This is a genomic window from Streptomyces sp. NPDC002742, from assembly GCF_042888885.1.
Taxonomy (GTDB): domain Bacteria; phylum Actinomycetota; class Actinomycetes; order Streptomycetales; family Streptomycetaceae; genus Streptomyces.
On the sequence record NZ_JBIAQF010000019.1, the window covers coordinates 51,738 to 74,783 of the forward strand.

Annotated in this window: 20 protein-coding genes; 10 read left to right on the top strand and 10 right to left on the bottom strand. The window is 71.3% G+C overall.

Going from position 1 to position 23,046, the window contains the following annotated elements; all coding sequences use genetic code 11:
- Positions 1–110 precede the first annotated feature (110 nt).
- Positions 111–1,217 (top strand): DUF5937 family protein, encoded by a 1,107-nt coding sequence (locus tag ACFYW8_RS30015; protein ID WP_389083568.1) that lies wholly within the window; start codon positions 111–113, stop codon positions 1,215–1,217.
- Between the two features lie 58 nt (positions 1,218–1,275).
- Here the strand turns inward: ACFYW8_RS30015 and ACFYW8_RS30020 are convergent, their stop codons facing one another.
- A complete protein-coding gene (locus ACFYW8_RS30020; RefSeq protein WP_389083571.1) occupies positions 1,276–1,947 on the bottom strand; it encodes a response regulator in 672 nt (223 codons plus the stop codon).
- Positions 1,948–2,044: 97 nt separating this feature from the next.
- Positions 2,045–3,253, bottom strand: coding sequence for a sensor histidine kinase (locus ACFYW8_RS30025; RefSeq protein ID WP_389083575.1), 1,209 nt, complete (start codon positions 3,251–3,253; stop codon positions 2,045–2,047).
- Between the two features lie 118 nt (positions 3,254–3,371).
- Between ACFYW8_RS30025 and ACFYW8_RS30030 the strand changes: the two genes are divergently transcribed.
- Positions 3,372–4,565: an SAM-dependent methyltransferase gene (locus ACFYW8_RS30030; RefSeq protein WP_389083580.1), complete on the top strand. Its 1,194-nt coding sequence runs from the start codon at positions 3,372–3,374 to the stop codon at positions 4,563–4,565.
- Here ACFYW8_RS30030 and ACFYW8_RS30035 read toward each other — a convergent pair.
- A complete protein-coding gene (locus tag ACFYW8_RS30035) occupies positions 4,530–5,681 on the bottom strand; it encodes an NADH-quinone oxidoreductase subunit D (protein WP_365881324.1) in 1,152 nt (383 codons plus the stop codon). The two genes, ACFYW8_RS30030 and ACFYW8_RS30035, sit on opposite strands and share 36 nt — an antisense overlap.
- Before the next feature lie 31 nt (positions 5,682–5,712).
- Here ACFYW8_RS30035 and ACFYW8_RS30040 point away from each other — a divergent pair, with 31 nt between their 5' ends.
- Both ACFYW8_RS30040 and ACFYW8_RS30045 read left to right on the top strand, forming a co-directional pair.
- Complete coding sequence (locus tag ACFYW8_RS30040; RefSeq protein ID WP_389083587.1) at positions 5,713–6,219, top strand: PH domain-containing protein; 507 nt, start codon at positions 5,713–5,715, stop codon at positions 6,217–6,219.
- A gap of 68 nt (positions 6,220–6,287) precedes the next feature.
- Positions 6,288–7,604 carry a PH domain-containing protein gene (locus ACFYW8_RS30045; protein ID WP_389083916.1) on the top strand — a complete coding sequence of 439 codons (1,317 nt, stop codon included), beginning with the start codon at positions 6,288–6,290 and terminating at the stop codon, positions 7,602–7,604.
- Positions 7,605–7,806: 202 nt separating this feature from the next.
- Here the strand turns inward: ACFYW8_RS30045 and ACFYW8_RS30050 are convergent, their stop codons facing one another.
- Both ACFYW8_RS30050 and ACFYW8_RS30055 read right to left on the bottom strand, forming a co-directional pair.
- Positions 7,807–9,618, bottom strand: coding sequence for a hypothetical protein (locus ACFYW8_RS30050; protein WP_389083590.1), 1,812 nt, complete (start codon positions 9,616–9,618; stop codon positions 7,807–7,809).
- Between the two features lie 481 nt (positions 9,619–10,099).
- Positions 10,100–11,230: an alpha/beta hydrolase-fold protein gene (locus ACFYW8_RS30055; RefSeq protein ID WP_365878483.1), complete on the bottom strand. Its 1,131-nt coding sequence runs from the start codon at positions 11,228–11,230 to the stop codon at positions 10,100–10,102.
- 200 nt (positions 11,231–11,430) lie between these two features.
- Between ACFYW8_RS30055 and ACFYW8_RS30060 the strand changes: the two genes are divergently transcribed.
- The 6 genes from ACFYW8_RS30060 (at position 11,431) to ACFYW8_RS30085 (ending at position 16,687) form a co-directional block, all read left to right on the top strand.
- Complete coding sequence (locus ACFYW8_RS30060) at positions 11,431–13,260, top strand: phosphatidylglycerol lysyltransferase domain-containing protein (protein WP_389083595.1); 1,830 nt, start codon at positions 11,431–11,433, stop codon at positions 13,258–13,260.
- A gap of 231 nt (positions 13,261–13,491) precedes the next feature.
- Positions 13,492–14,421: a dihydropteroate synthase gene (folP, locus tag ACFYW8_RS30065; RefSeq protein WP_389083599.1), complete on the top strand. Its 930-nt coding sequence runs from the start codon at positions 13,492–13,494 to the stop codon at positions 14,419–14,421.
- Positions 14,418–14,912 carry a nuclear transport factor 2 family protein gene (locus ACFYW8_RS30070; RefSeq protein ID WP_365878479.1) on the top strand — a complete coding sequence of 165 codons (495 nt, stop codon included), beginning with the start codon at positions 14,418–14,420 and terminating at the stop codon, positions 14,910–14,912. The genes folP and ACFYW8_RS30070 overlap by 4 nt, the downstream gene beginning before the upstream one ends.
- 246 nt (positions 14,913–15,158) lie before the next feature.
- Positions 15,159–15,518: a dihydroneopterin aldolase gene (gene folB, locus ACFYW8_RS30075; RefSeq protein WP_389083606.1), complete on the top strand. Its 360-nt coding sequence runs from the start codon at positions 15,159–15,161 to the stop codon at positions 15,516–15,518.
- Complete coding sequence (gene folK / locus ACFYW8_RS30080; RefSeq protein WP_365878475.1) at positions 15,515–16,126, top strand: 2-amino-4-hydroxy-6-hydroxymethyldihydropteridine diphosphokinase; 612 nt, start codon at positions 15,515–15,517, stop codon at positions 16,124–16,126. Before folB ends, folK begins: the two co-directional genes overlap by 4 nt.
- 72 nt (positions 16,127–16,198) lie before the next feature.
- Positions 16,199–16,687 carry a DUF3180 domain-containing protein gene (locus tag ACFYW8_RS30085; protein ID WP_261704685.1) on the top strand — a complete coding sequence of 163 codons (489 nt, stop codon included), beginning with the start codon at positions 16,199–16,201 and terminating at the stop codon, positions 16,685–16,687.
- Positions 16,688–16,777: 90 nt separating this feature from the next.
- Here ACFYW8_RS30085 and folE read toward each other — a convergent pair whose 3' ends face one another.
- The 5 genes from folE to ACFYW8_RS30110 all read right to left on the bottom strand — a co-directional run bounded on the left by folE (position 16,778) and on the right by ACFYW8_RS30110 (position 22,989).
- Positions 16,778–17,383, bottom strand: a complete 606-nt coding sequence (gene folE / locus ACFYW8_RS30090) for a GTP cyclohydrolase I FolE (RefSeq protein WP_326721525.1) — start codon at positions 17,381–17,383, stop codon at positions 16,778–16,780.
- 146 nt (positions 17,384–17,529) lie between these two features.
- Positions 17,530–19,557: an ATP-dependent zinc metalloprotease FtsH gene (gene ftsH / locus ACFYW8_RS30095; protein ID WP_365878472.1), complete on the bottom strand. Its 2,028-nt coding sequence runs from the start codon at positions 19,555–19,557 to the stop codon at positions 17,530–17,532.
- Between the two features lie 199 nt (positions 19,558–19,756).
- Positions 19,757–20,317 carry a hypoxanthine phosphoribosyltransferase gene (hpt, locus tag ACFYW8_RS30100; RefSeq protein ID WP_261704688.1) on the bottom strand — a complete coding sequence of 187 codons (561 nt, stop codon included), beginning with the start codon at positions 20,315–20,317 and terminating at the stop codon, positions 19,757–19,759.
- Positions 20,318–20,484: 167 nt separating this feature from the next.
- A complete protein-coding gene (gene tilS / locus ACFYW8_RS30105; RefSeq protein WP_365878469.1) occupies positions 20,485–21,648 on the bottom strand; it encodes a tRNA lysidine(34) synthetase TilS in 1,164 nt (387 codons plus the stop codon).
- A gap of 192 nt (positions 21,649–21,840) precedes the next feature.
- On the bottom strand, positions 21,841–22,989 hold the full coding sequence (locus tag ACFYW8_RS30110; protein WP_365878467.1) for a zinc-dependent metalloprotease: 1,149 nt from the start codon (positions 22,987–22,989) through the stop codon (positions 21,841–21,843).
- Positions 22,990–23,046: the final 57 nt, after the last annotated feature.

Below are 23,046 nucleotides of genomic sequence, written 5' to 3' on the forward strand. Positions count from 1 at the left end.
CCGCCCCGGTTCGTCCCAGGTTGCACCTGATCACCACGGCTGTCGCTCCGATTGACGGCCGCCGTCAATCGACGGCGGCCGTTGTCGGTGGCGAGGTGCACCATGGGGACATGAGCGTGCACATCGACATCGGCGGGCTGAGGCCGGAGCGGATCGCCGTCGTGCCGTCGCCGCTGGCCGAGCTGGGGATGGCGCTGCACGCGCTCGCGGAGCCGGGCCACCACCCCGGGCTGCAGGGCTGGGTGACGGGGGTGACCGCCCGGCTCGACCCCCACCTCGCGGACCGGATGTGCGAGGCGGACTTCCTGTGGCGTACGACGTTCTCGGACCTGTTCCTGCCGTGCGCGGGCGTCCCGGGCGGGGCCTGCCTGCCGGGCGCGACGCTCGCCGAGGACCTGGACCTGCTGGACAAGCTCACGGACGAGCAGTTCGTGGACGCGGCTCTGGAGTTCACCTGCGCGCTGGCCTACGGCTCCGAGGGGCCGCACGCCCTCTCCGACCCCGAGGTGCGGCGGCGCGCCGTGGACCTGGCCGCTTCGCGCGGGCCGCAGCAGACCCGGTTCACCGAGCGGCTGCTGACGGACCCGCCGGGCGTGCGGGCCTGGCTGCGGCAGTTCCTGGAGGACTGCGACGAGGCCTTCTTCGCCGAGACCTGGTCCCGGCTGCGCCACCCGCTGGCCGCGGAGGCCCGCCACAAGACGGATCTGCTCCGGCACAAGGGCCTGTCCGAGGCGCTGGCCTCCGTCTCCTCCGCCCTGTCCCTGGACGAGAAGGCGCGGATCATCACCGTCGACAAGCTGACCGAGGGAAGCACGGTCACGGCCGACGGCGGCCTGCTCCTCGTCCCCACCAGCCTCGGCCGCCCGCACCTGATGGTGCTGCACCGGTACCGCTGGACGCCGGTGCTGCACTACCCCGTCAGCTCCCCCGAGCTCGCCGCCCCGCCCTCCGTGGAGCAGCTCACCCTGCGGATGACCGCCCTGTCCCACCCGGTCCGGATGCGGATCTGCCGCCATCTGGCGCGCAGCGCCTACACCACCGGCGAGCTGGCACAGGTGCACGGCATGACCGCACCGGAGATATCCCGGCACCTGGGCGTGCTCAAGAAGGCGGGTCTGATCACCACGCGGCGCCGCGGCCGGTATGTGCTGCACCAGCTGGACGTCGGTGTGGTGGCGCGGCTGGGCAGCGATTTCCTGGAGGGCATCCTGCGCTGAGGGCTGTCCGCATCCCGGTCACGCCCCGCCCCGGATGTCAGCCGTGCGCCGGAGTGCGTCAGCCGTGCCCGCCCGCCCGGACGAGCCCCGTCTCGTAGGCGAGCACGACCACCTGGACCCGGTCACGCAGGCCCAGCTTGGTGAGAATGCGCCCGACGTGGGTCTTCACGGTGGCCTCGGAGAGGACGAGGCGAGCCGCGATCTCCCCGTTGGACAGGCCCTGCGCGACAAGGATCATGACCTCGCGCTCGCGCTCGGTGAGCCGCTCCAGCCCCTTGTGCTGGGGCTCCTTGCCGGCGTTGGGTAGCAGCGGCGCGAACCTGTCGAGCAGGCGCCGGGTGGTGGACGGCGCGACCACGGCGTCGCCGCTGTGCACGGACCTGATGGCCGCGAGCAGCTCGCCCGGGGGCACGTCCTTGAGCATGAAGCCGGAGGCACCCGCCTTCAGCCCGGAGAAGGCGTACTCGTCGAGGTCGAAGGTGGTGAGGATCAGCACCTTCGGCGGGTTCGGGTCCGAGCAGATGCGGCGGGTGGTCTCCACGCCGTCCAGCTTCGGCATGCGTACGTCCATCAGCACCACGTCGACCTCGGTGGCGCTCAGTACCTGCAGGGCCTCGACGCCGTCGCCCGCCTCGGCCACGACCTCCATGTCCGGCTGGGCGGCGAGCACCATCCGGAAGCCGGTGCGCAGCAGCACCTGGTCGTCGACGAGCATCACGCGGATCGCCATCGGGGTCCTTTCACTTCGTAGGGATCATCCGTACGGATCGCAGGGATCGGATCATTTCGTACGGAATCATTCGTAGGGGATCAGGGGTGTACAGGTGTCAGTGGGCCGCTTTGAGCGGCAGCAGGGCGCTGATGCGGAAGCCTCCGCCGGGCCGCGGCCCCGCGTCGAGGGTGCCGCCGACCATGCCGACGCGCTCCCGCATACCGATCAGACCGTGGCCCTGCCCGTCGGCGCCGCCCTCCTCGTACAGCTCGTGGGGCGCGCCCTTGCCGTCGTCCTCGACGAGCAGGCCGAGGCCGTCGTCGAAGTAGACCAGGCGGACGCTCGCACCAGCGTTCGGGCCTCCGTGCTTGCGGGTGTTGGTGAGCGCCTCCTGCACGATGCGGTACGCCGTGAGTTCCACTCCGCTGGGCAGCGGGCGCGGGGTGCCCTCCACCTTGAAGTCGACGGGGAGGCCGGAGGTGCGGCACTGCTCGATGAGGTCGTCGAGCTGCTCGACGTCGGGCTGCGGCACGTACTCGCCGCCTTCCTGGTGCTCGCCGGTGCGCAGGACGCCCAGCAGGCGGCGCATCTCGGCGAGGGCCTGCCGGCCGGTCCCCGAGATGGTCTCCAGCGCCTTCCTGGCCTGGTCCGGGGCGGTGTCCATGACGTACGCGGCGCCGTCGGCCTGAACCACCATGACCGAGACGTTGTGCGCGACGACGTCGTGCAGCTCGCGGGCGATCCGGGCGCGCTCGGCGGCGACCGCCACCTTGGCCTGCGCCTCGCGCTCCTTCTCCAGCCGGGCGGCGCGCTCCTCCAGCTGCGCGAGGTAGGCGCGGCGGGTTCGGATCGAGTCGCCGAGCACCCAGGCGAGCGCGAACGGAACGGTCTGGAAGATCGCTATGAGGACGCCGCCGAGACCGCCGGCCTCGGTCGCGGGCCAGCGGAGCTGTGAGAGCGTTCCCGCGCACAGGCCGCCGATCAGCGCGAACCGGGAGGCCCAGCGGGCGCCGTCCGCGGCGACGGTGTAGATGATCACCAGCATCGCGAAGTCCTCGGGCGCCGACGGGACGTCCAGGACCAGCTGGGCGAGGCCTGCCGCCACGGCCAGGACCAGCATCTTCTCGGGCATGCGGCGGCGCAGCGCGACGACCGTGCTCAGTACGACCGCGATCGGGAGCGCCGGGGCGAGTGACGACCCCTGCTGGTCCCCGGCGCCGTTGACATTCGTGATGCTCACGCAGGAGATCCCGAACAGGGCGACGGCCCAGAAGCTGTCGACCCACGTCGGGTACCTGCGGAGAAAGTCATAGAGGCGCTGCACGTAACCCAGAGTAGGGAAGCCTGCAGTGTGCAGGGGTCAACCGGAGGATCGATCCGGGACCGCCCCTCGTACTCCCCAAGGTGGAGGCCCCCCGCTCCGGGACGCTTAGCCTGACCCCGTGAGACGTGCGGCGAAGGGCGAGTGGCGTGGGTGGCGCGAGGCGACGGAAGAGGCGCTGTACGGCCCCTCCGGCTTCTATCGCAGGTCCGAGGGACCGGCCGGACACTTCCGGACCTCGGTGCACGCGTCCCCGCTGTTCGCGGGCGCCGTGGCACGGCTGCTGTGCCGCCTCGACGCGGCGCTCGGCCACCCGGACACCCTGGCCTTCGTCGACATGGCGGCCGGCCGCGGCGAGCTGGTGACCGGTGTTCTCGCCGCCCTTCCCGCCGACGTGGCCTCCCGCGCGCGCGGCTACGCGGTCGAGCGGGCCGACCGGCCGGCCGGCCTCGACCGGCGGATCACGTGGCTCGCCGAACCCCCGAAGGGGATCACCGGGCTGCTCTTCGCCAACGAGTGGCTGGACAACGTGCCCGTGGACGTCGCCGAGGTGGGCCCGGACGGCGTTCCGCGGCTGGTCCTCGTACGCGGCGACGGGGCCGAACGTCTCGGTGAGGCCGTCACCGGGGCGGACGCACGGTGGCTGCGGAACTGGTGGTGGCCGCCGGCCGGCGCGCGGCTCGCCCGCACGCCCGCACCGGGAGCACGGCCGGACCGCACGCTCCCACAAGGAGCACGCCTTCCACAGGGGGCGCACACGTCCGCCGAAGAGCCCCTCGTGCCCGCCGAGGGCTCCCGTGCCGAGATCGGGCTTCCCCGGGACCTCGCCTGGGCCTCCGCCGTGTCGGCGCTCGACCGGGGCCTCGCCGTCGCCGTCGACTACGCGCACTTCGCGGGCGGACGGCCGCCCTTCGGGACGCTCACCGGTTTCCGGGAGGGCCGCGAGACGGCGCCGGTGCCGGACGGGTCGTGCGACATCACCGCTCATGTGGCGCTCGACGCGTGCGCGCTCCCCGGGGGGCGCGTGGTGACCCAGCGCGCGGCACTGCGCGCGCTGGGCGTGAGCGGCGCACGTCCCCCGCTCACGCTGGCGTCCACGGATCCGGCCGCCTATGTGCGCGCCCTCGCGGGCGCCGGCGCGGCGGCGGAGCTCACCGCGCCGGGCGGGCTGGGCGGCTTCGGCTGGCTGCTCCAGCCCATCGGCTTCCCCGACGGGCTCCGGGACACCCCGGCCGCCGCGGACAGCCCGGACGCCGAGAACGACCTCCTGCGCGATGCCCTACTTGTCGATGTCCCCGACCACGAAGAAGAGTGACCCCAGGATCGCCACCATGTCCGCGACCAGCGTCCCGGGCAGCAGTTCGGTGAGCGCCTGGATGTTGTTGAACGAGGCGGAGCGCAGCTTCAGCCGGTACGGGGTCTTCTCGCCCTTGCTGACGAGGTAGTAGCCGTTGATGCCGAGAGGGTTCTCGGTCCAGGCGTACGTGTGCCCCTCGGGCGCCTTCAGGACCTTCGGCAGGCGCTGGTTGATCGGGCCGGGCGGCAGCTCGGCGAGCCGGTCGAGACAGGCGTCCGCGAGGTCCAGGGAGACGTGCGTCTGTTCCAGGAGACATTCGAAGCGGGCCAGACAGTCGCCCTCCTGGCGCGTGACGACCTTCAGTGTGTCCTGGAGTTCGCCGTACGCGAGGTACGGCTCGTCCCGGCGCAGGTCGAAGTCGACGCCGGAGGCACGCGCGATGGGGCCGCTCACGCCGTACGCGTGCACGGCCTGCGGAGTGAGGACGCCCACACCGCGCGTGCGCCCCCGGAAGATCTCGTTGCCGAGCACCAGGTCGTCGTACACGCCCATTCGCGAGCGCAGCGCGGCGACGCAGGCACGCGCGCGCGATGCCCATCCGGCCGGAAGGTCCTCCTTGAGGCCACCGACCCGGTTGAACATGTAGTGCATGCGCCCGCCGGAGATCTCCTCCATGACGTGCTGGAGTTCCTCGCGCTCCGTGAAGGCGTAGAAGATCGGGGTGATCCCGCCCAGCTCCAGGGGGTAGGAGCCGAGGAACATCAGGTGGTTGAGGACGCGGTTGAGCTCCGCGAGGAGCGTGCGCGTCCACACCGCGCGCGCGGGTACCTCCATACCGAGCATCCGCTCCACGGCCAGGACGACACCCAGCTCGTTCGAGAAGGCGGACAGCCAGTCGTGGCGGTTGGCGAGCATGATGATCTGGCGGTAGTCGCGCGCCTCGAAGAGCTTTTCCGCGCCGCGGTGCATATAGCCGATGACCGGCTCCGCGTGCTGGATGCGCTCGCCGTCGAGTACGAGCCGCAGACGCAGCACGCCATGGGTCGAGGGGTGCTGGGGGCCGATGTTGAGCACCATGTCGGTGCTCTCGGCAGCTCCGCCGATTCCGACCGTGGTCTCCGTCGTAGGAGTCATGGACACAGTCTGTCGTACGTACGCTTGCACCATGGAGACGGGGAGCACGCGGACCGACGAGAGCGCGATGACGCCGGAGCCGGTGTGGACCGGGCTGCCTCCGGGGCTGCTGCGGATGCGACGACTGTTGCTGGTGGTGTGGCTGGGACTCATGGCGGTCACCGTCGGACTGCTCCTCGCCCTGTTCGCCGGTCCGGGCTGGGCGGCCTTCGCCCTGCTGCCGCTCGCCCTCATCGCGTGGGGCTGGCGCATGCTGGGGCGCAACTGGCGCTCCTGGAAGTACGCCGAACGCGCGGACGACCTGCTGATCAGCCGGGGTGTGCTGTGGCGTGAGGAGACCGTGGTGCCGTACGGGCGCATGCAGCTGGTCGAGGTGACCTCCGGGCCCCTCGAACGCCACTTCGGGCTCGCCGGTGTGCAGCTGCACACCGCCGCCGCGGCGACCGACGCGCGCATCCCGGGTCTCGACCCGGCCGAGGCCGAGCGGTTGCGGGACCGGCTGACCGAACTGGGCGAGGCACGATCGGCGGGACTGTGAGCACGGACACCCCGGACCCCGCCGGGCACACCTCCGCCGTGCCCGGCGGCCCTTCCGGTACGCCGGTCCTGCCGGGCGACGCCGACTCCGTAGCGGAAAAGCCGCTGTACGAGCGGCGGTTGCACCCCGCGACGCCGTTCCGGCGGGCCTGGGCGCCCTTCGCCGTACTCGCCGGCTGGGCCGTCCACGACCCCGACCAGGCACAGAAGCAGCTGACCGGACTCACCACGACCGCACTGCTCCTCGGACTCGCCGTGATCGTCCCGGGCGCCGCCCTCTACGGCTTCATGAGCTGGTGGTTCACCCACTTCGCGGTGACCGACACCGAACTGCGCATCCGCACCGGCCTGTTGTTCCGCCGCACCGCGCACATCCGGCTCGAACGGCTCCAGGCCGTCGACATCACCCAGCCGCTGCTGGCCCGCGTCGCGGGCGTCGCCAAACTCAAACTCGACGTCGTCGGGACGGACAAGAAGGACGAACTGGCGTATCTGGGCGAGGGAGAGGCCCGGCTGCTGCGCGCCGAACTCCTCGCCCGCGCCGCCGGGTTCGCTCCCGAGTCCGCCCGCGAGGTCGGCGAGGCTCCGGTCCACCGGCTGCTGCACGTCCCGCCCGGCGTCCTGGTCGCCTCGCTGCTGCTCACCGGCGCCACCTGGGGTTCCCTCGTCGCCGCGCTCGTCGTCCCGACACTGCTGTGGCTCGCCACGCACAGCGCGTGGACGGTCCTCGCGACCGGACTGCCGCTGCTCGGCGCCGCGGGCGCCAGCAGCGTGGGACGGTTCGTCGCCGAGTACGACTGGACGGTGGGCGAGTCGCCCGACGGACTCCGCATCGACCACGGGCTCCTGGACCGTACCCACGAGACGGTTCCTCCCGGACGCGTGCAGACCGTACGCATCGTCGAACCCCTGCTGTGGCGGGGCAGGTGGGTGCGTGTCGAGCTGGACGTGGCCGGGTCGTCGAACTCGGTCCTCGTACCCGTCGCTCCGCGCGAGGTCGCCGAGGCGGTGATCGCGGCGGTGCTGCCCGGGGTGACCGTCCCGGCGTCCCTGGACCGGCCGCCGCGGCGGGCCGGCTGGTGCGTGCCGTTCTGGTGGCGCGGGTACGGACTCGCCGTCACCGACACCGTGTTCGCGGCCCGCCACGGGCTGCTGCGGCGCAGCCTCTCCCTCGTCCCGCACGCGAAGGCGCAGAGCGTACGGCTGACACAGGGGCCGTGGGAGCGCTTCAAGGGGCTCGCCGACGTCCACATCGACGCCGGCGCCGGCAAGACGGTGACGGCGCGGCTACGGAACGCCGCGGAGGCGAGGGAGCTTCTCCAGGCCCAGGCGGACCGGTCCCGCACGGGACGGCGGGAAGCCCGGCCGGACCGGTGGATGGCCTGAGCGCCCGCACGGGCGTCGCGTTCGCGCCGAGGCGGACCGACAGGTGTACGGCCCGAGCGGAGGACGGACCGAGGCCGGGCCCACGGGCGCGGCGGGTGTGCCCCCTTGAAACGGGGTGAGGGCAGTGGCGTCGCGCCACTGCCCTCACCCCGCTACGCCGGTTCGGCAGGCAGGCGGGTGGGCGGGTGGGCGGGTGGGCGGTTCAGGAAACCGCGCTCCGCAGGTCCGTCATGTTGATGTGCTCGGTCTCGTCGTGCGCGGTCAGGTCGATGACCTGACGGCCGGCGTCGCGCGAAGCCTCGCTCGCGGGCTTGAACCCGGACTCGGCCTCGGCCTTGTGCAGAGCGAGCGCCTCCTGACCGACCACATCGGCCAGGTCCTCGTTCTGTACGGCCTCCATCGCGGCGGCGTCCGACGCCTCCTTCTGCGTACCGAAGAAGTCGAACCCGCCCTCGACCGAGGGGCGTCGCACCGGCGCCGTGTGCGGGACGACGGCGACCGCCGTCGGCACGGTGAAGTGTCCTGACCGCCGGGGAGGCTTGACGGGATGCGCCGCCCGGGCGGGCTGTGCCGCCTCGGCCTGGGGGGACGTCGCCGAGGGCGAGGACGGTGCGGGCTGCGACGGCTTGGCCTCGGCGGCCGCGCGCTGATGCTCGCCGACCGCCTCGGGCTTCCCCTGCGCCCCACCCGCCTCCGCGACGGAGTCCGAGGACGGACCCGCCTCGATGGCCGGAGCGCCCTGCGGGGCCTCGCCGTTCGCGGCCGAGTCCTTCGCCGCGACCAGTTCCCTCTTCGCGACCACGCCCTTCGTCGCGACCTCGCCCCTCGTCGCGACCTCGCTCTTCTGTGTCGCCGCGCGCTTCTTCGCCGCCGCGTCCCTCTTGACGGCCGCGTCCAGCGCGGACTCGCCGCGGGCGGGCACGGTGTTCGGGGACTCGGCCGTCGCCGAGTCGGCGTCGGGGGCGGCGGCCGGAACCGCGCCGTCGGAAGCGGGATCCGCATCGGGGTGCGAGTCCCGCAGCGCCAGGGCGACGGACGTCGAGACCGCCCCGGCCCCGACGCCTTCCGCCTTCGTGCCTTCCGTGTCCTGAGCACTGCCCGCTGTCCGGCTCAACGCCGCTCCGGCCCGCAGGAAGAGCGACGATCCGGCCGGAGAGAAGACCTCGGGAGACTCGTCGGTCTCGGGGCCGGCCTCCACCGGCACCTCCGAGTCCGCCACCGCGTCCGCGTCCAGGGGAGCCGTGTCGTCGTCGGGCGCCATGAAGGCCTCGATGGCATCCATCCCGCTCCCGGACGCGGAGACCACGCCTTCGGGCTCCCCCGGCTCTCCGGACTGTTCCGGCCCGTCAGGTTCCTCGGACGTCTCGACCGCCTCGGGCGCGTCCGGCGAATCCGGCGCGTCGGTGGGGTCCGTCACGTCCGGCGAATCCGGCGCATCGGTGGAGTCCGTCGCATCGGTGGAGTCCGTCACGTCCGGCGAATCCGGCGCGTCGGGTGAATCCGGCGTCTCCACCGAGTCCGGGGCCGTCCTCGCGGCAGGCAGGGCGCGTGCCGGCACCGCCGCCTCTATGGCGAGCTGCCGACGCCCCTCCAGAGCGGTCGCCCGCTCCGTCTCGGCCGTGGCGTACCGCCGCAGCAGTGCCGCGTGTTCATTGCGCAGGCCGGCCAGCTCGGTGCGCTTGGCGCGCAGCTTCTGCTCCAGCTTGACGCGCAGCTCGCGCGACTCGTCGAGGTCGGTCTCCAGTTCGGCGACGCGCTCCTCGTGACGCCACTCGTCGCTGGCACGCGCGCGCGTGAGGTCGGCGACGCGTTTGCCCGCCGAGGTGTCCCAGCGGCGCATGACGACCGCGCCGGCGACCGCCGTCACCGCGGCAGCCGCGGCCAGGACACGGAGCGCGAACGCATCCGTGAACAGCCAGGGCCCTACGGCGCAGACGAGCGACACGCCGGCGATCGCCGAAGGAGGCAGCACCCTGTGCAAGGGCGGGGAATGGCGGTGGCGTCCACGTGGCATGGCCAGAAACTTACCGCGCGTAGGCGAATCTTGGTGCCCCGCACGGTAAAAACACAGTCACCCCGGAGGCTTTGTCCTGTACCAGGCGCCCGCGGGGCACACCGCTTGTCCCACAAGGCCCGTCACGCCCCCGGTGACGCCCGCTCCTCGATCAATTCCGCCGGCTCCGGGAGTTCACCGAATCGGAATCATTGAGGCGCGGCCTTTCCCCGAGAGGCGGCCTTTCTCCGTACCGAGCACCCTAATTCGTCCGCTCGGCACGGCACTGCCCGACACGGGACGACCACCCCGGCACCGCACGGCACCGCACGGCTTCGGGCGGCTTCAGACGGCTTCAGACGGCATCGGACGGCATCGGACGGCGGGACACGATCCCGGCGCGGCGCGGTTCGGCGCGACACGACCCGGCACGGCGCGGCGCGAACCCGGTGCCGTGCGGCGCCGCGCGACCCCGGCGCCGCGCGGTTCGGCGCGGGACCCGTCAGCCGTCGCTCAGCCGTCCGCTGATCCACTGCAGCGTCCCCGGGATCTCCCGCCGCCACGTATTGAAGTTGTGGCCCCCGCTGTCGAGGATGATCGACGAGATCCTCGTGGGTTCCCTGGACTTCACCAGGTCTATGAAACCCAGTGTCGACCGGTAGTTGGCTTCTCCCACCTTGCTGCTCGTGACGAGGAGCGAGGTGTCGGGCGCGGGCTTGTTCTTCAGGTACCAGCGCAGGTCGGCGGCATTGCGCAATGCCTTGTCTCCGTGGAAGAGGTCGCCCGTCGTACGGTCGATCGGCGCCTTGTAGTACGGCGAAAGACCGGCGCCGGCCGCGTACACCCCGGGGTGGTGGACGGCGAGCTTCAGCGCGCAGTATCCGCCCGTCGAATCGCCGATGACGCCCCAGCTCCCGGGCTTCCCGCCCACCCTGTAGTGGGCCGACACGGCGTCGGGGAGGTCCTTGGCGAAGAAGGACTCGGTCTGCGGACCACCGGGGACGTCCACGCACTCGGTGTCCCTCGGGGGAGCGACGGTCGACCGCAGCATGACCAGGATCATCGGCTGGCCCTTGCCGCTCTTGACCAGACGATTCGCCGACTGCGGGACGTGCAGGGCCGTGATGAGCGCCTTGGCGGTGCCCGGATAGCCGGTCAGCACGGTGACGGCCGGGAACCTATGGGTGCGGTACTGCGGCTGGAAGTACTCCGGCGGCAGGTAGACGTACGCCGTTGTGGCGATACGGGTCGTACGGCCGACGATGTCGATCTTCTGGATCTGGCCGCCGGTCTGCGGCCGGGTCCCGCCCGAGACGGACACCTGCTCGGTGTCCACCACTTGGAGCGGGTCGCCGCCCGGACCGCCCGCTCCGTTGTGGTCGACGACCACACCCTCACCCTTCTCCCGGCCCAGGAGGTCCGCCCAGCTGGCATAGAACCCGAACGCCTGGTTGACGGACAGTCCGATCGAGGCGAACAACATCACCTGGGTGGCGAGGAGCAGCCCCACACGTCCGCTGACGGACCACCAGGTGTGCCGGGCGAGCCGCGGCCACCACCACACCGTGCCGATGAACAGCAGCACGGCGAGCAGGACCACCAATGCCAGCACCTTGTTGCTTGTGAGACCCATGGGAAGTTCCGCCTGCGCTTTCCGTCCGGGTCCGTCCCGCCCATTTGGCGAGGCCTTGCCCTGGACTTTCCTTGCCTTTTGAACCGGCTTTCCGGAAGGGAGTGAACCTGTCTCCCCAAGACACCGTCCTAGAGGGCGCAATGTCGCCGGATGCCGGAATGGCACCGGAATCAAGGTCTCTCGCAGAACTACGGGATGCGATGTCTGTCAGGGTAGATGGGGAATTGTCGGGTGGGGTTCCAGACCGAACAGGCCGAACGCGGCGCATACTCCGCGGTCCGAGCCCGGAGGTCGTCCCCGCCCTGGTCGCCAGGGCCTGCACGCTCGTAGGTCTCCTGGACATCGCCGCGGGCGTCTTCCCGCGCTTCCGTCACAGCCGTATGCACGCCCTGGCCGAGGTGCTGCCCGGCGCCTTCGGCCCCTTCGCCGCGGCGCTGTCGCTGAGCGCCGGGGTGCTCCTGCTGCTGCTCGCCCATGGGCTGCGCCGCCGCAAACGCCGGGCTTGGCGCGCCGCGGTCGCACTGCTCCCGGCGGGTGCCGTCGCGCAGTTCGCGTACCGCCACTCGGTGATCGGCGTGGTCATCTCGGCCGCTCTGCTCGCACCGCTGCTGCGCAACCGCGACGAGTTCGAGGCGCTGCCCGATCCGCGCAGCCGCTGGCGCGCGCTGGCCAACTTCGTTCTCATGGGCGCCGGTTCCCTCGTCCTCGGACTCGTCATCGTCAGCGTCCACGACGACCGCATGATCGGCGACCCGAGCCTGGCCGACCGCATCAGCCACGTCCTGTACGGCCTGGTCGGCTTCGAAGGCCCGGTGGACTACGCCGGTCCCACCTCCTGGACCGTCGCCTTCTCCCTCGGCGCGCTCGGCTGGCTCACCGCCGTCACCACCATCTATCTCGCTTTCCGGCCCGAACACCCCGCCGCCCGCCTCACGGAGGACGACGAGGCCCGGCTGCGCGTCCTCCTGGACAAACACGGCGGCCGCGACTCCCTCGGCCACTTCGCGCTCCGCCGCGACAAAGCGGTCGTCTTCTCTCCCAGCGGCAAGGCGGCGGTCACCTACCGGGTCGTCTCCGGGGTGATGCTCGCCAGCGGTGACCCCATCGGCGACGTGGAGGCCTGGCCCGGCGCGATCGAGCGCTTCATGGACGAGGCCAGGGCGCACTCCTGGACGCCCGCCGTCATGGGCTGCTCCGAGACGGGCGGCGAGGTGTGGACCCGCGAAACCGGCCTCGACGCCCTCGAACTGGGGGACGAGGCGGTGGTGGATGTCGCGGATTTCTCCCTCTCCGGGCGCGCCATGCGGAACGTGCGCCAGATGGTCAAGCGCATCGAGCGCGCTGGCTACGAGACCCGGGTACGGCGTGTCCGTGACCTCGGCGAAGGAGAACTGGACCGGATACGGCGAGCCGCGGAGGACTGGCGCGGCACCGACACCGAGCGCGGTTTCTCCATGGCGCTCGGCCGTATCGGCGACCCGTCCGACAGCGACTGTCTGATCGCCACGGCCCACAAGGCCGACGACCGGCCCGGCCCGTACGGCGACCTGAAGGCCGTCCTGCACTTCGTCCCTTGGGGCACGGACGGCGTGTCGCTCGATCTCATGCGGCGCGACCGCGCGGCCGACCCGGGTATGAACGAACTCCTCATCGTGGCGGCGCTCCAGGCGTCGCCCCGCCTCGGCATCGAACGGATCTCGCTCAACTTCGCGATGTTCCGCGCGGCGCTCGCCCGCGGCGAGAAGATCGGCGCCGGGCCCGTGCTGCGCGCCTGGCGCGGACTGCTGGTCTTCCTGTCCCGCTGGTTCCAGATCGAGTCGCTCTACAAGTTCAACGCCAAGTTCAACCCGCGCTGGGAGCCGCGCTTCGTCGTCTACGCCGCCTCCCGCGACCTCCCCCGCATCGGCCTCGCCGCCATGCAGGCCGAGGGCTTCGTGAACCTCGCCCTGCCCCGGATACTGCGCCGCCGCACGCAGGTCCCGCGTCCCTGCGCGCACGGTGTGGCGGAGCGGAGCGTGAGGGCCGTGTAGCCGGCGGGCCGAGCGATGGAGGCGGGCCGGCAGGCCGAGCGATGGAGGCGGGCTGCCGGCTGCTCGTGGACTACGGACTGCGGGCTGCCGACTACGGACGGGAAACGGGCCGCGAGCGGCCGAAGGCACCGGCGTGAGGCGCCGGCGGGAGGGATCCGCGCCCGCGCACCGGGAGCCACGGAGACCGGCAGCGGGCCATGATGCCTCCCGCAGGAGGCCTAGGCTGGACGTATGAGTATTGAGCGCGGGCGCGGCCGAGTCGCGGGACTGCCGACGTGGGACCGCTGCGCGGTCATGGGGGTCGTGAACGTCACCCCCGATTCCTTCTCCGACGGCGGCCGCTGGTTCGACACGACGGCCGCGGTCAAACACGGCCTCGGCCTGGTCGCCGAGGGCGCCGACCTCGTGGACGTGGGCGGTGAGTCCACCCGTCCCGGGGCCACCCGCGTCGACGAGACGGAGGAGCTCAAGCGCGTCATCCCCGTCGTCCGCGGCCTCGCCTCCGAAGGCGTCACCGTCTCCGTGGACACCATGCGCGCCTCCGTCGCCGAGCAGTCCCTCGCCGCGGGCGCCGCCCTTGTCAACGACGTCAGCGGTGGCCTCGCCGACCCGGCGATGATCCCGGCCGTCGCGGCCGCGGGCGCCCCCTTCGTTGTCATGCACTGGCGCGGCTTCCTGGCGGGCGGGAACGTCCAGGGCACGTACGAGGACGTGGTCCGCGAGGTCTTCGAAGAACTGCACGCGCGCGTGGAGGCCGTTCTGGCGGGCGGCATCGCCCCCGACCGGGTGGTCGTCGACCCCGGGCTCGGCTTCTCCAAGGACCCCGAGCACGACCTGGCCCTCCTGGCCCACCTCGACCGCCTCCGTGCCCTCGGCCACCCCCTGCTGGTCGCCGCCTCCCGCAAGCGTTTCCTCGGCCGCGTCCTGGCCGGCCCCGAGGGCGCCCCGCCTCCCGCGCGCGAGCGCGACGCCGCCACCGCCGCCGTCTCGGCGATCGCCGCCCAGCAGGGCGCCTGGGCGGTCCGCGTGCACGAGGTGCGGGCCACCGCCGACGCGGTACGGGTCGCCCGCGCCGTCGAGGGCGCCCGGACCGGCGGGGATGCCCGGACCGGCGGAGCACCGGGTGCCGTCGGCGGTCCGGCCGCAGAGGGAGCCCGGTGAGCACACCGCGTACCGACGTCGAACAGGTCGAACTCGCCAACACGGCGTTCTACGAGGCCATGGAGCGGGGTGACTTCGAGGAACTGTCCTCGCTGTGGCTGGCCCCGCTGGACACGTCCGACGACGACTTCGAGGGCGAGGGCGCGGTCGTCTCCTGCGTCCACCCCGGCTGGCCCGTCCTCAACGGCCGCGGCGAGGTGCTCCGCTCGTACGCGCTGATCATGGCGAACACGGAGTACATCCAGTTCTTCCTCACCGACGTGCGCGTCTCCGTCTCCGGTGACACGGCCCTGGTCACCTGCACCGAGAACATCCTCAGCGGCGGCCCCGCCCCCGACGACAGCGACGAGCTCGGCCCGCTCGTCGGCCAGCTGGTCGTCGCCACGAACGTGTTCCGCCGTACCGCCGTCGGCTGGAAACTCTGGTCCCATCACGCCTCGCCGGTGCTGGCCGAGTCCGGGGAGGAAGAGGACGAGGACACCGCCGGTTGAGTGGTGTGCGGCCCGCAGGGACCAACAGGCGATTGGAATCGCCGACCCGGGGTAGGGGCGGCTACCAACCCGTGAGCCGCGGCGTTCCCCAGGGGAAACGCCCGGTGAAGCCTCGTGGCCTTCACCGGGGCGCCCGTCCCCGTGGGCGAGCGTTGTCAGTGCCCGCAGGTAGATTCGTTCGAGGCCGGTGCGCCGACCGCACTCGGCGCATGACGGCCGTCACCGACAATTGCAGGAGTGATTCGCGTGGATCGTGTCGCGCTGCGCGGCCTCAAGGCCCGCGGGCACCACGGCGTCTTCCAGAAGGAGCGCGAGGAGGGCCAGACCTTCATCGTGGACCTGACGCTGGGCCTGGACACCCGGCCGGCCGCGGCCGACGACGACCTGGCGAAGACCGTGCACTACGGCATCGTGGCGGAAGAGGTCGTCGCCGTGGTCGAGGGCGAGCCGGTCGACCTCATCGAGACGCTCGCCGAGCGCATCGCCCAGACGTGTCTCAAGCACGACGCGGTCCAGGAGGTCGAGGTCTGCGTCCACAAACCGGACGCACCCATCACGGTCCCCTTCGACGACGTGACCGTCACGATCATCCGGAGCCGAGCATGACCGCGTCCTTCACCGAGGGTCACAGCGACCCGACCGTCCAGCCGGTGCCCGCCTCCGTGGTCGAGCGGGTGGACGCCGCCGACACGACCCTGCAGAACCCCCGGCGCGCGGTGATCTCCCTCGGCTCGAACCTGGGCAACCGTCTGGAGACCCTCCAGGGCGCCATCGACGCCCTGGAGGACACCCCGGGCGTCCGGGTCAAAGCCGTCTCCCCCGTCTACGAGACGGAGCCTTGGGGCGTGGAACCGGGCAGCCAGCCCTCGTACTTCAACGCGGTGGTGGTGCTCAGGACCACCCTCCCCCCGTCCTCGCTCCTGGAGCGGGCCCACGCGGTCGAGGAGGCCTTCCACCGGGTCCGGGACGAGCGCTGGGGCCCGCGCACGATCGACGTGGACATCGTGGCGTACGCCGATGTCGTCTCCGACGACCCGGTGCTGACCCTCCCTCACCCGCGGGCCCACGAGCGGGCCTTCGTCCTCGCCCCCTGGCACGACGTGGATCCCGAGGCCCAGCTCCCCGGCCACGGCCCCGTGGACCAGCTCCTCGCCGCGCTCACCCGGGACGGCGTCGCGGCCCGCACCGACCTGGAACTCCGGCTGCCCGAGTAGTCGTTAAGGTCAAGACGACCACAGGCCGGCCCGACACGGGGCCGGCCGCAGGCGGGCTACCGAAGGGGCATCGTGAAAGAGCTGCGTATCAGGACACTGGCCGCCGTGTTCGTGGTGGCCGGAGTGCTGTCATGGGCGGGCGCCCGCCTGTGGAACGCGGTGGGCACGCTGCCCCGGGTCCCGTTGGCCGCCCCCATCGTCCTCGCCCTGATCGCGATCGTCCTCCTCGCGACGGCCCTGTCGCTGCGCGCCCGCCTCAAGGCGCAGCGCGAGCGCCGTCCCGGCGCCAAGGGCGTCGATCCGCTGATGGCCGCCCGCGCGGTCGTCTTCGGCCAGGCGAGCGCCCTGGTGGCCGCGCTGGTGGCGGGCATGTACGGCGGCACCGGCGTCTTCCTCCTGGAATCACTGGAGGTCCCCGCCCGCCGCGACCAGGCCATCTACGCCGGCCTCTCCGTCATCGCCGGAATCGGCGTGATAGCGGCCGCCTTCTTCCTGGAGCGCGTCTGCAAGCTCCCGGAGGACGACGACGAACACCACGGCGGGGCCGCTCCGGTGGCATAGCCCGCGGCCGCCCCCACAGGTCTGAGACCGACCGCCCACATCGGCGTCCGTTCCGGGCCCGTTCCGGGCCCGCTCCTAGCTGGTCCGTTCCTAGCGGGCCATGATGAGGCTCATCGCCTCGTTGCGCGTCGCGGCGTCGCGCAGCTGTCCGCGCACCGCCGACGTGATGGTCTTGGCGCCCGGCTTGCGGATGCCGCGCATGGACATGCACATGTGCTCGCACTCGACGACCACGATGACCCCGCGCGGTTCCAGGATCTCCATCAGGGAGTCGGCGATCTGCGTCGTCAGCCGCTCCTGCACCTGGGGGCGCCGGGCGTAGACGTCGACGAGGCGGGCCAGCTTGGACAGGCCGGTGATCTTGCCGCTGGTGGCCGGGATGTAGCCGACGTGCGCGACCCCCCTGAAGGGGACCAGGTGATGTTCACACGTGCTGAACACCTCGATGTCCTTCACCAGGACCATCTCGTCGTGGCCCAGGTCGAACGTCGTCGTCAGCACGTCCTCCGGCTGCTGCCACAGGCCCGCGAATATCTCCCTGTACGCCCGCGCCACCCGCCCCGGCGTCTCCCTCAGGCCCTCGCGGTCCGGGTCCTCGCCGACCGCGATCAGGAGCTCTCGTACGGCGTTCTCGGCACGCTTCTCGTCGAACTCGCCGATCACGCCCTCGCCGTCCAGCGTCACGGGGTCGGTCATGTGGTCCTCGTTCCTGTGGATCCTTGTGCGTGCCTCGACGCGTCCAAAAGGTGCGGGCACACGAAAATACCGCGCCCCCCAGGCTAGAACCTGGGGGGCGCGGCATCCATTCCGGGCCTGGTGAGGCCGCCGGGAGCCGACCGATGTCAGCTCTCGGTGCGGTCCTCCGGGGCCGCCTCCGTCGCCGGGACGGACTCCGTCGCGGTGGCGATGGCCGCCGCCGAGCCGTTCGCCCCGTTCGTCAGTGACAGCTCCTTGGGGGAGAGCACCGGCGGGCGGGTGGACGGCGTGCGACGGGAGGAGCCGGTCCACGCGGGGCGGGCCGGGCGCTTGACGATGGGAGCGAAGACCTCGGCGATCTGCTCCTTGCTCAGCGTCTCCTTCTCCAGCAGCTGGAGCACCAGCGCGTCGAGTACGTCGCGGTTCTCGACCAGGATTTCCCAGGCCTCGTTATGCGCGTTCTCGATGAGCTTCTTGACCTCTTCGTCGACGAGCGCGGCGACCTCTTCCGAGTAGTCGCGCGGGTGCGACATCTCCCGGCCCAGGAAGGGCTCGGTGTTGTCGCCGCCGAACTTGATCGCGCCGAGACGCTCGGTCATGCCGTACTGCGTGACCATCGCGCGAGCGGTGGCCGTGGCCTTCTCGATGTCGTTCGCGGCACCGGTGGTCGGGTCGTGGAAGACGAGCTCCTCGGCCGCGCGGCCGCCCAGCATGTACGCGAGCTGGTCCAGCATCTCGTTGCGCGTGGTGGAGTACTTGTCCTCGTCCGGCAGGACCATCGTGTAGCCGAGGGCACGGCCGCGCGACAGGATCGTGATCTTGTGGACCGGGTCGGAGTTCGGAGAAGCCGCCGCGACCAGGGCGTGGCCGCCCTCGTGGTACGCGGTGATCTTCTTCTCCTTGTCCGACATGATCCGGGTCCGCTTCTGCGGGCCCGCGACCACGCGGTCGATCGCCTCGTCCAGCATGGAGTTGTCGATCAGCTTCTGGTTGCTGCGCGCGGTGAGCAGCGCCGCCTCGTTCAGCACGTTCGCCAGGTCGGCGCCCGTGAAGCCGGGGGTCCGACGCGACACCGCGGACAGGTCGACGTCCGGAGCGACCGGCTTGCCCTTCTGGTGAACCTTGAGGATCTCCAGACGGCCCTGCATGTCCGGGCGGTCGACCGCGATCTGGCGGTCGAAGCGGCCGGGGCGCAGGAGGGCCGGGTCGAGGATGTCGGGCCGGTTCGTGGCGGCGATCAGGATGACGCCGCCCTTCACGTCGAAGCCGTCCATCTCGACGAGCAGCTGGTTGAGGGTCTGCTCGCGCTCGTCGTGACCACCGCCGAGGCCGGCGCCGCGGTGGCGGCCGACCGCGTCGATCTCGTCGACGAAGACGATCGCCGGAGCGTTCGCCTTGGCCTGCTCGAACAGGTCACGGACTCGGGAGGCACCGACACCGACGAACATCTCGACGAAGTCGGAACCCGAGATCGAGTAGAAGGGAACGCCCGCTTCGCCCGCGACGGCGCGTGCGAGAAGCGTCTTGCCCGTACCAGGAGGCCCGTACAGCAGGACACCCTTGGGGATCTTCGCGCCGACGGCCTGGAACTTCGCCGGCTCCTGGAGGAACTCCTTGATCTCCTGGAGCTCCTCGACGGCCTCGTCCGAACCCGCGACGTCCGAGAACGTCGTCTTCGGGGTGTCCTTGGTGATGAGCTTCGCCTTGGACTTCCCGAAGTTCATGACCCGGGAGCCGCCGCCCTGCATCTGGTTCATCAGGAACAGGAAGACGACGACGATGAGGACGAAGGGAAGCAGAGAAAGCAGGATGCCCACGAAGGGGTTCTGCTTGGACGGCGAAACGGTGTAGCCGTCCGGGATCTGCTTGTCCTGGTACTTCTCCTGCAGTGTGTTGGCGAGGGCAACGCCCTGGTCGCCGATGTAGCTCGCCTGGATCTTCGAGCTGCCGTCAACCTTCTCGCCGTCCTTCAGCGAGACCTTGATGACCTGCTCGTCGCCAGTGGTGATCTTGGCTGACTGGGCCTTGTTGTCGTTGATCGCCCGGACGACCTGGCCGGTGTCCACCGTCTTGTAGCCGCCGGACGAACCGACGACCTGCATCAACACGACCACGGCAAGGACGGCCAGCACGATCCACATGACCGGCCCACGGAAGTATCGCTTCACGTCCATCCATACGGAGCGATGTCGCCCCGTCCCTCCTGCCATAGTGAGTTTGATAAAGACTGTTCTTCGGACGGTACCCCAGCATTGTCACCCGAAGCCGCAGGGGACTGCTGGCAATCCCGTCCACGCATGCTCCAACGGCGCGAAACCCGCTGGGGTTCCCGAACGTCTTGGAAGGACTGAGCCGCCCTCAGGAGGAGTGCGTTCAGCCGCCGTAGACATGAGGCGCGAGCGTACCGACGAACGGGAGGTTGCGGTACTTCTCGGCATAGTCCAGGCCGTACCCGATGACGAACTCGTTCGGGATGTCGAAGCCGACCCACTCCACGTCGATCGCGACCTTGGCCGCGTCCGGCTTGCGCAGCAGCGTGCACACCTTGAGCGAGGCGGGCTCGCGGGAGCCGAGGTTGGAGATCAGCCAGGACAGGGTCAGCCCGGAGTCGATGATGTCCTCGACGATCAGGACGTGCTTGCCCTTGATGTCGGTGTCCAGGTCCTTGAGGATCCGCACCACGCCGGAGGACTGGGTGCCCGCGCCGTACGACGACACGGCCATCCAGTCCATCGTGACGGGGGTGGACAGCGCACGCGCGAGGTCCGCCATGACCATCACCGCGCCCTTGAGCACTCCGACGATCAGCAGGTCCTTGCCCGCGTACTCCGCGTCGATCTTCGCGGCCAGCTCGACCAGCTTCGCGTCGATCTCTTCCTTGGTGATGAGCACCGACTTGAGGTCGGTGCCCATGTCTTTCGCGTCCACCCGCATCACTTTCGGTCGTCCGTCCCACTTTTTTGGGCTCGTTCACCTGCGGGGCGCCCGTGTCACTGGCGGCGGTCCCCTTCGGCTCACCCGCGCGGCCGCTCGGACCGCCCGCGACCCGGGTGAAGGGGTCCCGGGGAGCCGCGCGAGCGGCCCCGGTGCAGGGTCCGGTTTCAGCCTTGCCGAATCACCAGTCTGCCACCCTGGCGCTGAGCGACGACTTTGCCCGGGAGATTGATGGCCCCCTGACCGCGCCATCCGGTGATCAGCCGGTCGATTTCCTCGATGTGGCGGGCGAACAGCGAACCGGCCGGAGCGCCCGCCTCGATGGCCGCGCGGCGCAGGATCCGGCGGCGCACGGCGGGCGGCAGGGCGTAGAGCTTGGCGCACTCCAGGAGGCCGGCCGCGTCACGTACGGACGCCTCCGCCTGGCTGGCCCACGCGTCGAGGGCGTCGGCATCGTCCCGGGAGAGCTGGGCCGTCCGGGCGAGTGCCTCGACGACCCCTTTGCCGAGCGCCTTCTCCAGGGCGGGCAGGCCCTCGTGGCGGAGCCGGGAGCGGGTGTAGGCCGGATCGGCGTTGTGCGGGTCGTCCCAGACGGGCAGCGACTGGACCATGCACGCCTTGCGGGCAGTCTGCCGGTCCAGGTACAGGAAGGGACGGCGGTAACGGCCGTCGGCCCCCGAGACCGCGGCCATTCCGGACAACGAGCGGATGCCTGAGCCGCGGGCGAGGCCGAGCAGGACGGTCTCCGCCTGGTCGTCACGGGTGTGGCCGAGAAGGATCGCGCAGGCGCCGTGGCGCTCGGCGGCGGAGTCCAGGGCGGCGTACCGGGCGTCGCGGGCGGCGGCCTCTGGGCCTCCGTCGCGGCCGACGGTGACGGCGATGGACTCGGCCGGGGCGAGCCCCAGCTCGGTGAGGCGCAGCACGACGTCGTCGGCGCGCAGGTCGGAGCCGGGCTGCAGACCGTGGTCGACGGTGATGCCACCGGCGCGGATGCCGAGTTTGGGGGCTTCGAAGGCGAGTGCGGAGGCGAGCGCCATGGAGTCGGCGCCGCCGGAGCAGGCGACGAGCACGAGTGGTGTCGGGGACCCGTCCTCGCCCGGTCGGGGCCGGGAGCTCGCGGGGGGCTGGTCGTGCGGGGCCAGTGGGTGCGCGGTCATGCTGCGCCGCGTTCCGGGGGCGGGGACGCGCTCCGCGTCGGGCGCGCAGGGGCGCGCGGCACCGCGTGCGGGCGTACGCCGGGTGTCGGGGGTGGACGGTTGCTCGGTGAGGATGTCGTGGAGTACGCGGCGGACCGCCAGGCGTATCGCCGCGACCGCAGGATGGGGACCCATGTCCGGTTCCCTTCATGAAGTTTTCGGGGGGTTAGCCCGGGATCGGTCACTCAGAGTGTGTCGATGGTGACAGAACCGGGGCGTTCCCCGAGCATTGCACGCCTACCCATGCTCCACGGTCCCTCGGACGGGTGATAGCAGGAGCGTTTGACTGCCATCGGCCGGATTCGTTTCACGACCGTCCCGTAGGGTTCACGACTCCGTCTTGCGGTGCACCCGCGCGACCCAGTCCGCCGGTTTGGCGATCTCCGCCTTGGTCGGGAGAGTGTTCGGAGACGTCCACACACGGTTGAAGCCGTCCATGCCGACCTCGCCGACGACCGCCCGTACGAACCGCTCGCCGTCCCTGTACTGCCTGAGCTTGGCGTCCAGGCCGAGCAGTTTGCGCAGGGCCAGGTCGAGGCGGGAGGCGCCCTTGGCGCGGCGCTGCTGGAATTTCTCGCGGATCTCGGCGACGGAGGGGACCACGGCGGGCCCGACGCCGTCCATCACGAAGTCGGCGTGCCCCTCCAGGAGGGACATCACCGCGGTGAGCCGGCCGAGGATCTCGCGCTGTGCGGGCGTCTGCACGATTTCCACGAGGGAACGTCCGCCGTCGTCCTCCTCGCTGTCGGGGCGGGAACCGGAGAGCGACTGGGCGGCCTCCCTGATGCGCTCCAGGACCGTCATGGGGTCGACCTCGGTCTCCGCCAAGAACGACTGGATTTCACCCTCCAGGTGGTCGCGCAGCCAGGGCACGGCCGTGAACTGGGTCCGGTGCGTCTCCTCGTGGAGGCACACCCACAGGCGGAAGTCGTGGGGCTGGACGTCGAGTTCGCGCTCCACGTGCACGATGTTCGGGGCCACCAGCAGGAGCCTGCCGCCGCCGTTGCCCGAGCCGGTGGGCGCCCCGGCGGGCAGGTCCCTGGTCGCGGGCGCGAACGTCTCGTACTGCCCGAGGACCCTCGACGACAGGAACGACAGCAGCATGCCCAGCTCGACGCCGGTGACCTTGCCGCCGACGGCGCCGAGGACGGCTCCGCCCGGGGTGCTCCCGCGCCGTTCCTGCATCTTGTCCAGAAGGGGCTTGAGGATCTCCCGGAACCCGGCGACGTTCGCCCGGACCCAGCCGGGGCGGTCGACGACGAGGACGGGGGTGTCGTGGAGGACGTCGTCACCCATACGGGTAAAGCCCCGGACGTGCTCCTCCGAGGCCTTCGCGTGCCGGCGCAGCTCGGCGACGATGGCCCTGGCCTCGTCGCGGCTCACCTCGGGGCCCGGCCGCACGAGCCGGGTCGCGGTCGCCACCGCGAGATTCCAGTCGACCATCCCAGTAGATGCAGCACCACCGATGCTCGTCATGCGTCAACCGTACGTGAGCGGGTCCGGCTGCGGTGAGGGGTACGGCGCCGGATGCGC

Coding starts and splice junctions, on each gene's coding strand:
- folK (WP_365878475.1), top strand. CDS start 15,515: ATGACCGCGTCCTTCACCGAGGGTCACAGCGACCCGACCGTCCAGCCG.
- ACFYW8_RS30020 (WP_389083571.1), bottom strand. CDS start 1,947: ATGGCGATCCGCGTGATGCTCGTCGACGACCAGGTGCTGCTGCGCACC.
- ftsH (WP_365878472.1), bottom strand. CDS start 19,557: ATGGACGTGAAGCGATACTTCCGTGGGCCGGTCATGTGGATCGTGCTG.
- folE (WP_326721525.1), bottom strand. CDS start 17,383: ATGACCGACCCCGTGACGCTGGACGGCGAGGGCGTGATCGGCGAGTTC.
- tilS (WP_365878469.1), bottom strand. CDS start 21,648: ATGGGTCCCCATCCTGCGGTCGCGGCGATACGCCTGGCGGTCCGCCGC.
- ACFYW8_RS30055 (WP_365878483.1), bottom strand. CDS start 11,230: ATGGGTCTCACAAGCAACAAGGTGCTGGCATTGGTGGTCCTGCTCGCC.
- ACFYW8_RS30015 (WP_389083568.1), top strand. CDS start 111: ATGAGCGTGCACATCGACATCGGCGGGCTGAGGCCGGAGCGGATCGCC.
- hpt (WP_261704688.1), bottom strand. CDS start 20,317: ATGCGGGTGGACGCGAAAGACATGGGCACCGACCTCAAGTCGGTGCTC.
- ACFYW8_RS30040 (WP_389083587.1), top strand. CDS start 5,713: ATGGAGACGGGGAGCACGCGGACCGACGAGAGCGCGATGACGCCGGAG.
- ACFYW8_RS30035 (WP_365881324.1), bottom strand. CDS start 5,681: ATGACTCCTACGACGGAGACCACGGTCGGAATCGGCGGAGCTGCCGAG.
- ACFYW8_RS30050 (WP_389083590.1), bottom strand. CDS start 9,618: ATGCCACGTGGACGCCACCGCCATTCCCCGCCCTTGCACAGGGTGCTG.
- ACFYW8_RS30110 (WP_365878467.1), bottom strand. CDS start 22,989: ATGACGAGCATCGGTGGTGCTGCATCTACTGGGATGGTCGACTGGAAT.
- folP (WP_389083599.1), top strand. CDS start 13,492: ATGAGTATTGAGCGCGGGCGCGGCCGAGTCGCGGGACTGCCGACGTGG.
- ACFYW8_RS30060 (WP_389083595.1), top strand. CDS start 11,431: ATGTCTGTCAGGGTAGATGGGGAATTGTCGGGTGGGGTTCCAGACCGA.